General features: G+C 57.1%; 11 protein-coding genes. 4 read left to right on the forward strand and 7 right to left on the reverse strand.

Annotated elements, in window-relative coordinates:
• Positions 1–240: 240 nt before the first annotated feature.
• Both ACETPC_RS03185 and ACETPC_RS03190 read right to left on the reverse strand, forming a co-directional pair.
• Positions 241–1,545, reverse strand: a complete 1,305-nt coding sequence (locus tag ACETPC_RS03185) for an LLM class flavin-dependent oxidoreductase (RefSeq protein ID WP_380178510.1) — start codon at positions 1,543–1,545, stop codon at positions 241–243.
• Positions 1,546–1,592: 47 nt separating this feature from the next.
• Positions 1,593–2,660, reverse strand: coding sequence for an iron-containing alcohol dehydrogenase family protein (locus tag ACETPC_RS03190; RefSeq protein WP_380178512.1), 1,068 nt, complete (start codon positions 2,658–2,660; stop codon positions 1,593–1,595).
• Between the two features lie 189 nt (positions 2,661–2,849).
• Between ACETPC_RS03190 and ACETPC_RS03195 the strand changes: the two genes are divergently transcribed.
• The 3 genes from ACETPC_RS03195 to ACETPC_RS03205 are packed head-to-tail and all read left to right on the forward strand — an operon-like array spanning position 2,850 to position 5,877.
• Positions 2,850–3,410 (forward strand): GNAT family N-acetyltransferase, encoded by a 561-nt coding sequence (locus tag ACETPC_RS03195; RefSeq protein WP_380178514.1) that lies wholly within the window; start codon positions 2,850–2,852, stop codon positions 3,408–3,410.
• Complete coding sequence (locus ACETPC_RS03200) at positions 3,407–4,549, forward strand: amidohydrolase (RefSeq protein ID WP_380178516.1); 1,143 nt, start codon at positions 3,407–3,409, stop codon at positions 4,547–4,549. Before ACETPC_RS03195 ends, ACETPC_RS03200 begins: the two co-directional genes overlap by 4 nt.
• Positions 4,546–5,877, forward strand: a complete 1,332-nt coding sequence (locus tag ACETPC_RS03205) for an MmgE/PrpD family protein (RefSeq protein ID WP_380178518.1) — start codon at positions 4,546–4,548, stop codon at positions 5,875–5,877. The genes ACETPC_RS03200 and ACETPC_RS03205 overlap by 4 nt, the downstream gene beginning before the upstream one ends.
• Here ACETPC_RS03205 and ACETPC_RS03210 read toward each other — a convergent pair.
• From ACETPC_RS03210 to ACETPC_RS03230, 5 genes are all read right to left on the reverse strand, one after another.
• Positions 5,861–8,140 (reverse strand): molybdopterin-dependent oxidoreductase, encoded by a 2,280-nt coding sequence (locus ACETPC_RS03210; protein ID WP_380178520.1) that lies wholly within the window; start codon positions 8,138–8,140, stop codon positions 5,861–5,863. The genes ACETPC_RS03205 and ACETPC_RS03210 overlap by 17 nt on opposite strands.
• A 12-nt stretch (positions 8,141–8,152) precedes the next feature.
• The gene (locus ACETPC_RS03215; protein WP_380178522.1) at positions 8,153–8,914 is read right to left on the reverse strand and encodes an amino acid ABC transporter ATP-binding protein; all 762 of its coding nucleotides are present in this window, start codon (positions 8,912–8,914) and stop codon (positions 8,153–8,155) included.
• The gene (locus tag ACETPC_RS03220; protein WP_380178524.1) at positions 8,907–9,830 is read right to left on the reverse strand and encodes an amino acid ABC transporter permease; all 924 of its coding nucleotides are present in this window, start codon (positions 9,828–9,830) and stop codon (positions 8,907–8,909) included. The genes ACETPC_RS03215 and ACETPC_RS03220 overlap by 8 nt, the downstream gene beginning before the upstream one ends.
• Positions 9,827–10,723 (reverse strand): ABC transporter substrate-binding protein, encoded by an 897-nt coding sequence (locus tag ACETPC_RS03225; protein WP_380178526.1) that lies wholly within the window; start codon positions 10,721–10,723, stop codon positions 9,827–9,829. The genes ACETPC_RS03220 and ACETPC_RS03225 overlap by 4 nt, the downstream gene beginning before the upstream one ends.
• Before the next feature lie 231 nt (positions 10,724–10,954).
• The gene (locus ACETPC_RS03230) at positions 10,955–11,863 is read right to left on the reverse strand and encodes a LysR family transcriptional regulator (protein ID WP_380178528.1); all 909 of its coding nucleotides are present in this window, start codon (positions 11,861–11,863) and stop codon (positions 10,955–10,957) included.
• A gap of 127 nt (positions 11,864–11,990) precedes the next feature.
• On the opposite strand from ACETPC_RS03230, the gene ACETPC_RS03235 reads away from it, so the two are divergent.
• The gene (locus tag ACETPC_RS03235; protein WP_380178530.1) at positions 11,991–13,295 is read left to right on the forward strand and encodes an MFS transporter; all 1,305 of its coding nucleotides are present in this window, start codon (positions 11,991–11,993) and stop codon (positions 13,293–13,295) included.
• Positions 13,296–13,299 lie beyond the last annotated feature (4 nt).

The following is a 13,299-nucleotide window of genomic DNA, read 5'->3' on the forward strand; positions in this document are numbered from 1 at the left end:
TTTATTTCTCATTATACAGGTGAAGTTATATTGTTCCTTGCCAGTAAAGAAATAACATTCACCTAAAATGAAGTCTAATATGAAATATGATAAAGCTTTGCCATGACAGGTATTATTTATTTCAATAAAAAATACAATTTTAAATAAAACAGAAGAGCTGTTTTACGTAAATATAATGATTGACCGGCACGAAAAAAATGAAACGCGCCCCGGTTCCGGGCGGCGCGTTCGGGTTTGCCACTAATCCAGCGGCGGCAATCCCAGATTTTCTCGCAACGTTGTGTGCTGATAGCTGGTGTGGAAAAGCCCGCGCCTTTGCAGCTCCGGGATCACCAGCTCGATAAACAGATCCAGCTGTTCCGGCATTACCGCAGGCATAATATTAAAGCCATCCGCTGCGCCCTGCTCCAGCCACTGCTGTAAATCATCGGCGATCTCCGTCGGACTGCCGACCACTACGCGGTGCCCGCGCGAGCCAGCCGCTACCGCCGCCAGCTCGCGCAGCGTCAGATTGTCGCGTTTTGCCATGTCGGTCAGCAGCTTCACCCGGCTTTGGTTACCTTCGCCCGGCGGCACTTCCGGCACCGGGCCATCCAGCGGAAACTGGCTCATATCCATGCCGAAACGCTGCGACAGCTGGTTCAGGCCGTTGGTGATATCGACCAGTTGATTAAGCGATTTCCAAGTTGCCACCGCTTCTTCCCGCGTACGACCGATAATCGGCATCACGCCCGGCATAATCACAACCTGCTCCGGCTTGCGGCCCGCTTCCGCAACGCGGGCTTTCTGCGCACGGTAAAAAGCCTGGCCTTCTTCAAGGCTTGCGGCGGCGGTAAACACCACTTCCGCGTAGGCGGCGGCCAGCTGCTGACCATCGCCGGAAGATCCGGCAGCAATAATCACTGGCCTGACCTGCGGCGAGCGGCTGATATTCAGCGGCCCCTGCACCTGAAAATGACTGCCCTGGTGATCGATTGGCTGAATGCGATCGTCGATAAAATAACGGCCTGTCGTTGCATCCGGCGCTACCGCGCCCGCCTGCCAGCCGTCCCACAGTTTAAATGTGACAGCTAAAAATTCCCTTGCGCGAGCATAGCGATCGGCGTGGCCCGGCATATCGGTCAGGCTAAAATTACGCGCCACGTCATCTGAATATGAAGTCACAACGTTCCAGGCCGCGCGGCCACGGCTGATATGATCCAGGGAAGAAAAACTGCGCGCCAGGCTAAAAGGATCGCTGAAGGTGGTGGAAGCCGTTGCTGCCAGTCCGATGCGCTTTGTGGAGACCGCCAGCGCCGATAACAGCGTCAGCGGTTCAAATCGCGCCATGGTAGAAGGCAGGCGGAAAACGCTGGTGGCCAGCGCATCACCGACGAAAAAGAGATCGAACAGCCCTTTCTCCGCTTTTTGCGCGATCTCAATCAGCCAGTCGATATCCGTGGGCGACCCCAGCTTTTCCGTAACTCGCCAGCCACTAACATGATGGCCTAAAGGCTGTACAAAAAGACCGAGGCGCATAGCGCGGGATGTAGCAGTAGTTGTCATAACAAGTCCTGATGGCAAGCGCCGCGCAATTGGCGACGGCAAAAGAATTAAAAGAACCGATCGGCGGCAAGCAGCGCCTGCTCCAGCGCCGTACTGTCGGTAGCGAAAGGTAGTCTGGCAGCCGCATCCGCCGGAAAGCGCACTTCCTGAGCGATACGCCGCAGCGCCTGCGCGCGCGGCTCTTCAAGCTCGGGCAGCCGCAGCGGCGCATCAAACTGGCGCAGCAGCTGCAACAGCGTCGGATCCGCTTCGCCATGCTGTAAAATGGACTGGATCAGCAGACAAAAGCCCACTTTCTCACCGTGCAGCCAGCCATGTAGCTCCGGCTGCCGCGTCAGGCGATTGTGGATCGCGTGGGCAAAGCCTGGCGTAGGCAGCTCATCCCGCACGCTATTAGCCAGCCCGGCCAGCGCAATACAGCCGTCGATAACCTGAGTAAGCGCAGGCGTGATCTTTTGCTGATGGCAATCTTCCAGCGCCTGCACGCCGAAGTTTTCGAAAACGCGTAGCGCTTCGTGTGCCATCAACGCTTTCAAATTAAGCGAAAGACGGTGCGGATCCCGCTGCTGATAAGGCTGGAACTCGAACCATTTCGCCAGCGCGTCAACAACGCCGGCTTTAAGGTAACGCACGTCGCTGCGAGCGATAACGCTGCTATCCGCCAGCACCAGCGCGGGTAATTTTTTTAGCGGCGCGCTGCGCGAGTGGCCGCCCTGTTCATCGTAAAAAATGCTAACGGGCGACCAGGCCGCGCAGGTCGCCGCCTGTGTCGGAATAGTCACCACCGGCCAGCCCTCCTCGCCGTCACCTACCGCTTTTGCCGTGTCCAGCACTCGTCCGCCACCGATACCGACAATCAGATCTGCCCGCAGGTCGCGTGCCGCCTGACGCAGCTGTTCGACCGCCTGGGTGGTGCAGTAGCTTTTAAGCCAGTGAGGTTCGCCGCTTAATCCAGCCTGCTTTAGCGAAGCCCGCAGCGACGGGCTGGCCGCCTGCCAGGCGCGCGGCGTGGAAATGAAAAAAGGCCTGCGGCCCAGCGGAGAGAGATATTCCCCTGCGCGGCTGAGCAGGTCAGGCTGTTGCAGATAGTGTTGCGGTAATTTAATGGCGAGCACGGCGGGATCCATTTAACAGCCGGAAAAATAAGTGGAAACAGCATGCCCCTTCAGCCATAGCCTGACAATATTCCGTCGCGCTTTTGCAGAGAAGGATTTCGCAAATGCTATACCGGAATACAGATATAGCAATTTCCCGAAGGCTGATAGGCTTTTGGCTTTATCGCAGAATTATTCAGGGAATGTTTAATGTCAGTTCCGCGCCGCTTTTCTTATCTTCTTAACGAAATACATTTCCGCCAGCTCAATAAGTCTGACCTTGAGGATTATTTACCGCTGGTGCTGGCAGCTTATGCCTCTGCCCGCGAACTTAATATTCATTTCGATGCAGGCTATGCCACGGCGGAGCAGGCGATAGCGCATTTGAGCCAGCATGGCGTTTACGGCATGTTTGACGGCGAAAAGCTGATTGCCAGCGTCACCCTGCGCTATCCCTGGGGGCCGCTGCCCGGCCCCTTTGGCCTGCCGCATCTCGGCTGGTTTGCCAGCGATCCCTGTCGGCGCGGTGAGCGCCTGGGCGGCAAGCTGCTGGACTGGCTTGAGAGAGAAATCTTAATGGGGCAGCTGCGCGTTCCCGCCTACTCGCTGGGCACCGCCCTTGAGCATCCCTGGCTGCGAACTTTTTATAAGCAGCTTGGCTTTGAGCCACAGCACACGGCTAATTTGGGCAAAGGACACACTACGCTCTATATGAAAAAAATTCTCGATCCTGCGCTGCACGATCGCTGGCTTACCGGGAGATCTTTATGACGCAGCTGGTTAATTATCTACAGGAAGTAAGACATTATCTGCATCGTTTTCCTGAGCTTTCTGGTCAGGAGTACGCCACCACCGCTTACCTGCGCGAGCAGCTGGCCAGCCATGATATCGCCGTGCTGGATTTGCCGTTGCAGACCGGCCTGGTTGCAGAAGTTCGCGGCGAGCAACCTGGCCCGCTGGTGGTGTTGCGCAGCGATATTGACGCGCTGCCGATTGAAGAGCAGTCCGGCGACGCGTTTCGTTCGCAAAATCCAGGCGTGATGCACGCCTGCGGCCATGATTTTCACGCTTCGGCAGCGCTTGGCGCGGCGATCCTGCTTCAGCAACAGCGCGCACAGCTCGCTGGTAGCGTGCGCATATTATTCCAGCCTGCGGAAGAAACGGGCCATGGTGCGCCTGCCATTATCGCAAGCGGCGCGCTGGACGGCGCAAAGGTGATTTTCGGCCTGCATAACGATCCCGGCCTGCCGGTCGGCGTTGTCGGTTGTAAAGCTGGCGCCTTGACCGCAGGCGTAGATCGTTTCGCTATCCGTATTAAAGGAACCGGCACGCATGCCGCCCGCCCGCATGAGGGAAATGACCCTATCGTCATCGCCGGTCAGCTGATTACCGCGCTGCAAACTCTGATCGCCCGCAATCTGCCTTCTGACCAGAATGCGGTAGTTTCCATTACGCAAATCCATAGCGGCACTACCTGGAATGTGATCCCGGAAGAGGCCTGGCTGGAAGGCACGGTGCGCACTTTTAATGCCGACAGCCGCACGTTGCTTGAGCAGCGGCTACGCCAGCTGCTGACTGGGTTAGGCGTGTCGTTCAATGCGGAGCTTGCGCTGGATTGGCAGCCCGGCCCGCCTTCAGTATGGAACGATGAGCGCTGGGCGGCTTTTACGCTTGACCAGGCCCCCGCGAGCGAGCTGGAAGCCCGGACTATTGAGGCCAGCCCTATAGGCGAGGATTTCGCGTTTTATCAGCAGCATATTCCCGGCGCTTTTGTCATGGTCGGCTCTGGCGGCCCGTGGCCGCTGCACCATCCGCAGTTCCGCGTCGATGATCAGGCCCTATTTCCGGCGGCTCGCTATCTGGCGGCGCTGGCGTTTGCCGCAGGCCATGAACTGGCGGCAGAAGCATGAGCGAAAATGTAACGGCGCAGCTGGCCGAATTGATTTGCCACAGTCAGCCCGACGATCTGGCGCGGAATAAGGCCCGCACCGGATTGCTCGATTTTACCGCTGTGGCTTTGCCGCTGCTGCGTGACGAAATCCTGGACAGCGGCTGGCAAAAATTAAAAAAGCTCTATCCGCAGCAGAATAGCGAAACGAGAGCTTTGCTGCTGGGCTATGCCGGACATGCGCTGGACTTTGATGATTTTCATGCGGATTTTCGCGGGCATGTTGGCACTGTTGTCCTGCCTGCACTATTGGCACTTGCAGCGGAACGGCAAGTCACCGCTGCGGCTTTTCTGGATGCCTGGATTATCGGCGTGGAAACAGCAGGACGGCTTGGTCTGGCGATTTCACAACGGCATTATGAGCGCGGGTTCCACAATACCGCCACGCTCGGCACGCTGGCCGCTACGGCCGCCGCCGCACGACTGTTAAAGGTGACAACGTCACAAGCAACGGTCGCATTAGGGATCGCGGCGACCAGCGCCAGCGGTCTACGCGCGCAGTTCGGCTCAGCGATTAAGCCTCTGCATGCTGGTCTGGCGGCGCGTTCGGCAGTCATGGCGCTGCGACTGGCTCAGGCCGATTTTGGCGGTCAGGCTTCCGGCGTAATTGAAGCTTTTCTGGCCGCCTGCGGCGGCGAAAGCAGCGACGCGAGTCTACTGCTGCATAACTGGGGACAGCCCTGGCGTATCGTTACGCCAGGGCTGGAGTTTAAGCCTTACGCCACCTGTAGCGGCACCCACAGCGCGGCGGATGCGGCGCTGAAATTACGCCAGCGCTGGCTGGAGGAAGGCCGACAGCCGCATGAATTTCTCACGGCTATAGCTCATATAGAAGTGGCTTTTCCGCCCGGCGGCGATACGGCTGCTTCGGTACGCGAGCCGCGCAGCGGCATCGAAGCCCGTTTCAGCCTTGAATATGTTATTGCCAGCGCGCTGCTGCACGGCGAGCTGACGCTGGCTGATTTTGCCGAGGGCGAACTGGATGCGGATACGGCGAGGCTGGCGGCAAAAGTCAGGCGCTGCCCCGATGAAAGCGCGCCGCCTGACGCTATCAACCCTTCGGCTCGCTTTCATCAAGTTGCGCTTTGCTTTGCCGATCGCCCTGCCTGGCGCTGCCGGGTGACGCGGCAGCAGAGTATCGCCACGCCGCCTAATCTTTCCACTAAATTACGCAGTTGCCTGCCCTCGGCAAGCGCGGAAGAACAGCAAAAAATTGAGCAGCTTTGTCAGCTCCGCGAAGACGACGCGCTAAGCCAGCTGCTCAGCCTGTTTATCAAACCGGCGGCATAAATGCCTGTACCGGCGGCGCTTCGCCAATGTAGCGCCGCACGGCCACCACGCCAATTTGCCCGCAGCAGCCCTGTGCCAGCGATGAAGTGCCCACATCTTGCGTTAGCACATTAGGATTACCGTGGCGGCACAGCGGTCTTACGGCCAGCGGGTCGATCGGATCGTACCAGGCACCGGTCGGCAGCCTGACCACGCCTGTCATGACTTCATCGCTTATTCTTGCGCTGGCCAGCACGATGCCGCGCATATTTTCAAGCTGGATGACGTCGCCTTCACGAATATCCAGCCGCATCGCATCCTCAGGATTCAGCGTGCAGACTTCCCGTCCGCCTCTTTTGCCGCTAAGGCTATAGTCGCCAAAATCAAACTGGCTGTGCAGGCGAGTTTCTGGCTGGTTGGCGATTAGCCAGAAAGGATGCCCGGCATCTGGCTGCTGTTGCGGCGCCAGCCAGACCGGATGGCCCGGACAGTCGGCATAGTGAAAATCGGCGATTTTTTGCGAGAAGATTTCGATTTTTCCGCTCGGCGTTGGCAGCGGGTAACGCTGCGGATCCTTGCGGAAATCGCGTAGTAAACGGCCGCCATCCTCAACCTGCGGCAGCTTAACAATTCCTTGCTGCCAGAAGCAGTCAAAAGCAGGCAGCTTTACGGCATGCATCGCCAGCTTTTCATCGAGCTGGCCGTAAAGATGCCGCAGCCATTCTCTGGTGCTGCGCCCTTCCGTAAAGGCCAGTTCGCGTCCCAGCCGCCGCGCCAGTTCGGAGAAGATCTCATAGTCATCACGTGCTTCGCCAAAGGGTTCAGCCAGCTGATGCATGGCGATCAGGTGCCTGTCGGTAGGCGCGCCGCCTATATCCTCACGCTCCAGGCTCATGGTGGCAGGCAGCACGATATCGGCGTGACGTGCCGTCGCCGTCCAGGCGATTTCATGCACGATCAGCGTATCCAGACGGGCAAAAGCCCGCCGCAGGCGCGCCAGATCCTGATGATGATGAAAGGGATTGCCGCCAGCCCAATAGGCAAGTTTGATCTGCGGATAGCGCAAATGGCGGCCATTGTAGTCAAACTGCTCGCCCGGATGCAGCAGCATATCGGCGATACGCGCTACCGGGATTAGCCGGTCAATGCCGTTTTTGCCCTGCGGCAGCGCGGGAAAGGAAACCAGGTTATGGTGTTTGCCATAGTGGCCAAGCGCGCCAAGCGCATAGCCAAATCCGCCGCCCGGTAATCCAGGCTGTCCCAGCGCAGCGGCCAGCACCAGGCCCAGCCAAACTGGCTGCTCACCATGTTCTGCACGCTGCAAGGCATGAGCTACCGTGACCATAACCCGTTTGCCATAAAGCTGTTCCGCCAGCCAGCTAATTTTATCAGCCGCCACGCCGCAGACAGCTTCTGCCCAGCCGGCATCCCGCACAATGCCGTCCTGCTCGCCCAGAATATAGGCGGTCAGGATTTCCCAGCCGACGCAGTGGTTTTTCAGGAATGCCTCATCGCACCAGCCGCGCTGATAAAGAGTATGCAACAGCGCCAGCATTAGCGCCGCGTCGGTGCCGGGATTAACAGGCAGCCATTCGCCTGCCGCTTCTGCCGGTAAATCGCTGCGTAGCGGGCTGACAGAAATAAAATGTGCGCCGCGCTGCGATGCCTGGCGCATAAAATCCGCTTCCGTATGTTCGCTCAGACCGCCGCTGGCGACCTGCGAATTTTTCAGCGCCAGACCGCCGAACGCCAGCACAACGTCCGTATGCAGCGCAATTTCCTGCCAGCTAACGCCGCGGCGGGCGATTTCGTTCAGGTCGCCTACGATATGCGGCAGCAGAACGGCGGAAGCACCCGAGCTGTAGCTGTTCACCGAACGCACATAGCCGCCCATTACGGTGTTCAGGAAGCGGTGCACCTGGCTCTGCGCATGGTGAAAGCGCCCGGCGCTCGACCAGCCGTAAGATCCGCCGAAAATTGCCTCCGGGCCGTGGCTTTCTCCGACCCGCTTTAGTTCGCGGCTGACCAGTTCAAACGCGGTTTCCCAACTCACGCTGATATACTCATCGGCACCGCGGCGATTATCGGCGCCCGGCCCCTGCTCCAGCCAGCCCCGGCGTACGGCAGGCTGGCCAATACGCGCCGGATGGGTTAAGGCATGCGTCAGGTTTCCCAATAAAGGGCTGGGATGCGGATCTTCGGCAAACGGCTCGATAACGAGTTTGTTTTCACGCCATTCAGCATGAAAAGCGCCCCAGTGGGCGCTGTGCGAACGTAACGGCATAAAATTTCCTGGCTAAAGCACGGTAGCAATAAAATTACGCACGCGAGGGTTATCCGAGGCTTCCAGAATGGCACGCGCAGGCCCGCATGCCACAATCTGTCCTTCATCCATAAAGACAATCTGATCCGCTACCTCACGGGCGAAGCCAATTTCATGCGTAACCACCACCAGCGTAATGCCGCAATGGGCCAGCTGGCGGATAACCTGAAGGACTTCGCCAACCAGTTCAGGATCAAGCGCAGAGGTCGGCTCGTCGAACAGAATCACTTCAGGCTCCATCGCCAGCGCACGAGCGATGGCGACGCGCTGCTGCTGGCCGCCGGAAAGCTGTGACGGCCAGGCGTTCTCTCTGCCGCCCAGGCCGACCTGTTTCAGTAGCTGGCGGGCATGTTCGCTGGCCTGCTGCCGCGATTTTTTACGCAGCCGCATCGGCGCATCAATAATATTCTGTAAAACGGTACGGTGCGGAAACAGGTTGAACTGCTGAAAAACCATTCCAATACGGCTGCGCTGCGCGGCGACTTCCCGGTCGCTAAGTTCATAAAGATATTCGCCCTTTTGGCGATAGCCAACCAGCGCCTCGCCGATGCGGATAGTGCCGCCATCCAGCTTTTCCAGATGGTTGATGCAGCGCAGCAGCGTCGATTTCCCCGAGCCGGATGGGCCAAGAATAACGGTGACCGAACCGGCAGGAATATCCAGATCCACGCCCTTCAGGATGGGGTTGCCGCTAAACTTTTTGGTGATATTACGTAACTGAATTGCCTCAGCCATGGCTGGCCTCCGCTCGTTTTGCCCGCAGCGCGTTAAGCAAGGACAGCCTGCCCGGCTCGGTGACCTGACGATGTACACCGCGAGCAAAATGGCGCTCCACCCAATATTGCCCAACGGAAAGGAGGGACGTCAGCAGCAAATACCACAGCGTGGCGACCAGCAGCAGAGGGATCACCTGATAAGTACGCTGATAGATAATTTGCGCCGAAAAGAGGACATCCTGTAGTGAAATCACGGAAACCACCGCTGTTGTTTTCAGCTGGCCGATAATTTCATTGCCCGCTGGCGGCAGAATAGCGCGCATTGCCTGCGGCAGGACGGTATGACGGAAAATTGCAGCCGGACGATAGCCCAGCGCTCGCGCCGCTTCGATCTGGCCGTTACCCACGCTCTGGATACCGGCACGCACTATTTCCGCCGCGTAGGCTGACTGATGCATCACCAGCGCAATTACCGCTGCGCTGAACGGGCTAATCAGGCTGTTGGCCGGTACGCTCCAGACGGTGCCGAACCCCGGCAGCGACAGCGAAAAATCGGGATAAAGCGCCGCGATGTTGTACCAAAGAAAAAGTTGCACCAGCATCGGCACGCCGCGAAAAAACCAGATATAGGCCCAGCTAACGCTTTTTAAAACCGGATTGGCGGAGAGACGCATCAGCGCCAGCACGGTGCCGAAAGCAAAACCCAGCACCACCGAAATAGCGGTAAGCTGTAGCGTCATCAGCACGCCGTTGAGAATAGATTCGCCGGTAAAACTCTCCGCTATCACCTGCCATTCGAAGCGCGGGTTATGCATCATGGAGTTTATAATTAACGCCAGCACCAGCAACACCAGCAGCGCGCTCAGCCAGCGCCCATAGTAGCGTTTACCTACTATTTTTAGCTCACGCGCGTCGCTTTCAGTCTGACCGCTCATTGAAAGATCTCTTCATTACGTTTGGCGGCGGTAACGGCGCCGAACCCAATGTGCCAGTTATCCAAAATTTTCTGGTAGCTGCCGTCTTTTATCAGGGAAGCCAGCGCTTGTTGCACCGGCGCTTCCAGCGCAGAACTTTTTTGGAAAGCAATGGAAACTGGCGCATCGTTGACATGTACCTCACCCGCCATCGTCAGCGGTTTAATCAGGTTCACCTGCCAGGTCAGCCCTTCATAAGGGCCGAAGAACATCGGCACGCGTCCGCTAACCACGGCCTGCACGCCTGCGGGACGATCCGGGAAGATGGCGATATCAATCGGCTTTTTCCCGGCCGCTTCACACGCCTGGCTGGCTTCCTGCAAGCGCGTGATTTGCGTGGTGCCCGCACCCGCGCCGATTTTCTGGCCGCACACGGCCTGCAAGGAGGTAAAGGGTTTGATATTGGCGCTTTTCAACGCGATTAGGCCAAGTTTTGAGGCGTTGTAATAGCCGATAAAATCGACCTGCTGCAGACGGGTTTTGGTGGCGTTGATATTGGAAAGTGCTACATCGTAGCGTCCGGTTTTCAGACCCGGAATAATATTGTCGAAACCGCCGGTATCCAGCCAGCGCACCTCAATACCCAGCCGCTGCCCAACGGCGTTCATCACGTCTATTTCGCGTCCCGCCAGGGTTTTATTATCTTCTTTATAGAACGTAGTCGGCGGCGTATTAGGGTTAGTGCCAGCGATAATATAGCCGCGCGTTATTACTTCCGCTGGCAGGCTGCTCTTTAGCGCCGGATCGGCTGCAACATGGAGCGTAGGGGAAACAGGCACAAAAGGTTCCGCAGCCTGGAGGGCAAAACTGGCGAATACCACGGACAAAGCCGTTATAGAGCCGGATAATTTCATTGCAGGTGATTCTCCCGATCGAAAAGTTCATTCCCTGTCCCTGTAGACAGAAATAAAAAAGTGCGGCCAGCGATCTTAGCTGTCGCCAGGCTAAGGCCATTCTTAGGGAGATAAGGACTTTGAAGCAAATGCGAAAAACAAATTAGCTTTACCGCATTACAGCTAAACAAGAGGCTGGGCGTGGTTATTCCAGCCGCGCGAGCAATTAGTTATAAGGTAGATTGATTTAATTTATAGCGCTGCCGTCAGGCTTGCTTTTTCGCTCGCTAATAACGCCAGAAGCGCATTAACATAAAGATGATTATTCCCCTGTAGCCAAATCGCGCTTAGCGGCAGCCCTTTTATATTTTCATCCAGCCGCAGCGCAATATAACTGACGCCGTCGCCGTTCATATTTTTATAGGAAGCTGGCACTATTGCCAGCCCCAGTCCGGCGCTGACAAAACTTAGAATAGTTTGTTTCTCTTCCGCAAAGTGGGAAATATGCGGTGCGGCGCCGGCGGCTTTAAACAGGTTTATCGTCAGATCGTGACTGTGCGGCCGCGAACGTCTTTCTGGCACTATCATGGGTTCGTCAAGAAAATCGCTGACCGTGACCAGCATTTTAGCGGCCAGCGGATGATCGGCGGGCACCGCCAGTACGCAATTTTCGCTGGTAATAAAACGGGATGTCAGATGCACATCCAGCGTTTCTGGCGGCCGGACAAATATCAGATCCAGCCAGCCTGATTTGAGGCGTGGGATCAGCGCGGTAGTTTTATCTTCGGTGAGATGCACATCGGCTTCCGGGCAAATATCTCTGAATCTGTGCAGCAGCTGCGGCAGCAAGCCCCGCGCCGCGCTGTCGATGGCGCCGATGCGCAGCGTGGTTTTCTTGCCCTGACGCTGGCCGCGAAAGCGTACGGAAAGCTCATCAAATGCTTTTACCACTTTTGCCGCATCCTGCAGAAAAGCCGCGCCTTCCGGCGTCAGCGCCACGTTACGGGTTGACCGATTAAGCAAACGCTGCCCCAGCTCTTCTTCCAGCAAACGAATAAAACGGCTGAGTGACGCAGGCATCATTTCCAGCTTTTGCGCCGCCCGGCCAAAGTGAAGCTCCTCACTCAGCACCATAAAACAACGTAGCTGATTTATATCCATAATTTTCCTGCCCGCGCATTATTCAAATTATTTATATAAACCACCTGCGCTGTAAACGCCAGCCGGATCGGCATACTGATTACGACAACAACAAAAAGCCCTTATCCTGCAACCGTGGAGCAAACTCATGACTCATCGCCTTGAAAAACAGGTGATGCGTAAAGTCACTTTGCGCATCGTGCCCTTTATTATGCTGCTTTATTTCATCGCCTTTCTCGACCGCGTCAATATCGGCTTTGCCGCCCTGACCATGAATCAGGATCTGGGCTTTTCGCCGACGGTATTTGGCATTGGTGCGGGGATCTTTTTTCTCGGTTACTTTCTGTTTGAGGTTCCCAGCAATCTTATTTTGCACAAGGTTGGCGCGCGCATCTGGATAGCCCGCGTCATGATTAGTTGGGGGATCGTTTCTGCCTGCATGGCGCTGGTTCAGGGTGTCAGTAGCTTCTACACCTTGCGCTTTCTGCTGGGCGTGGCGGAAGCTGGTTTTTTTCCCGGCATTATTCTTTATCTGAGCTATTGGTTTCCCGCTGCCCGCCGTGCGCAGATTACCGCCATTTTTATGGCCGCCGCGCCAATTTCCACCGCGCTCGGTTCGCCGCTTTCCGCCATGCTGCTGGAAATGCACGGCCTGCTCGGTTTCGCTGGCTGGCAATGGATGTTCGTGCTGGAGGCTGTGCCTGCCGTGGTCGCCGGTGTAGCAGTGCTGTTTGTGATGACTGACCGGCCTGAAAAGGCCCGCTGGCTGAATGACGAGGAGCGCGAGTGGCTGAGCACCACGCTGCAGGCAGAAGCCAGCTCGCGTCCTCAGTCGCATCAAAGCGCCCTGCGTGGCCTGGCGGATAGCCGCGTACTGGCGCTGGCGCTGGTCTACTTCGGGACTTCGGCGGGCCTTTACACCCTGGGGATCTGGGCACCGCAGCTGATTCATACCTTTGGCACTTCCGCGTTGCAAACAGGCTTTTTAAACGCTTTTCCCGCTGTGATCGGCGTTATTGGCATGGTGCTGTGGGCGCGCCATTCCGATCGTACCGGCGAGCGAAGCTGGCATGTGATTTTTGCCTGCATGCTGGCCGCGGCCGGACTGATCTACGCTGGCAGCATCAGTTCTCTGCTGGGCGTGATGCTGGCACTGACGCTGGTAACCCTGGGCATCAGCGCCGCCAAGCCGCCGCTGTGGAGCATGCCGACACTGTTTTTATCTGGCCCGGCCGCAGCGGCAGGCATCGCCACTATTAATTCTATCGGCAACCTGGGCGGCTTTGTCGGCCCCACCGTTATCGGCGTGATCCGTCAGCAAACCGGCAGCTATACATGGGGACTTTGGTTTGTCGCCGGGCTGCTGATCCTTTCCGCTCTGATTGTGCTTTGGCTCTCTTCGCGCCAGCGCAAGGTGGAGCGTGCTCATCTTCCTCAACAAACTCATTTATAAATGG

Origin of the sequence: Pantoea sp. sgz302252 (genome assembly GCF_042610525.1) — a bacterium.
Lineage (GTDB): Bacteria > Pseudomonadota > Gammaproteobacteria > Enterobacterales > Enterobacteriaceae > Erwinia.

Coding starts and splice junctions, on each gene's coding strand:
- ACETPC_RS03235 (WP_380178530.1), top strand. CDS start 11,991: ATGACTCATCGCCTTGAAAAACAGGTGATGCGTAAAGTCACTTTGCGC.
- ACETPC_RS03200 (WP_380178516.1), top strand. CDS start 3,407: ATGACGCAGCTGGTTAATTATCTACAGGAAGTAAGACATTATCTGCAT.
- ACETPC_RS03210 (WP_380178520.1), bottom strand. CDS start 8,140: ATGCCGTTACGTTCGCACAGCGCCCACTGGGGCGCTTTTCATGCTGAA.
- ACETPC_RS03225 (WP_380178526.1), bottom strand. CDS start 10,723: ATGAAATTATCCGGCTCTATAACGGCTTTGTCCGTGGTATTCGCCAGT.
- ACETPC_RS03230 (WP_380178528.1), bottom strand. CDS start 11,863: ATGGATATAAATCAGCTACGTTGTTTTATGGTGCTGAGTGAGGAGCTT.
- ACETPC_RS03195 (WP_380178514.1), top strand. CDS start 2,850: ATGTCAGTTCCGCGCCGCTTTTCTTATCTTCTTAACGAAATACATTTC.
- ACETPC_RS03185 (WP_380178510.1), bottom strand. CDS start 1,545: ATGACAACTACTGCTACATCCCGCGCTATGCGCCTCGGTCTTTTTGTA.
- ACETPC_RS03215 (WP_380178522.1), bottom strand. CDS start 8,914: ATGGCTGAGGCAATTCAGTTACGTAATATCACCAAAAAGTTTAGCGGC.
- ACETPC_RS03205 (WP_380178518.1), top strand. CDS start 4,546: ATGAGCGAAAATGTAACGGCGCAGCTGGCCGAATTGATTTGCCACAGT.
- ACETPC_RS03220 (WP_380178524.1), bottom strand. CDS start 9,830: ATGAGCGGTCAGACTGAAAGCGACGCGCGTGAGCTAAAAATAGTAGGT.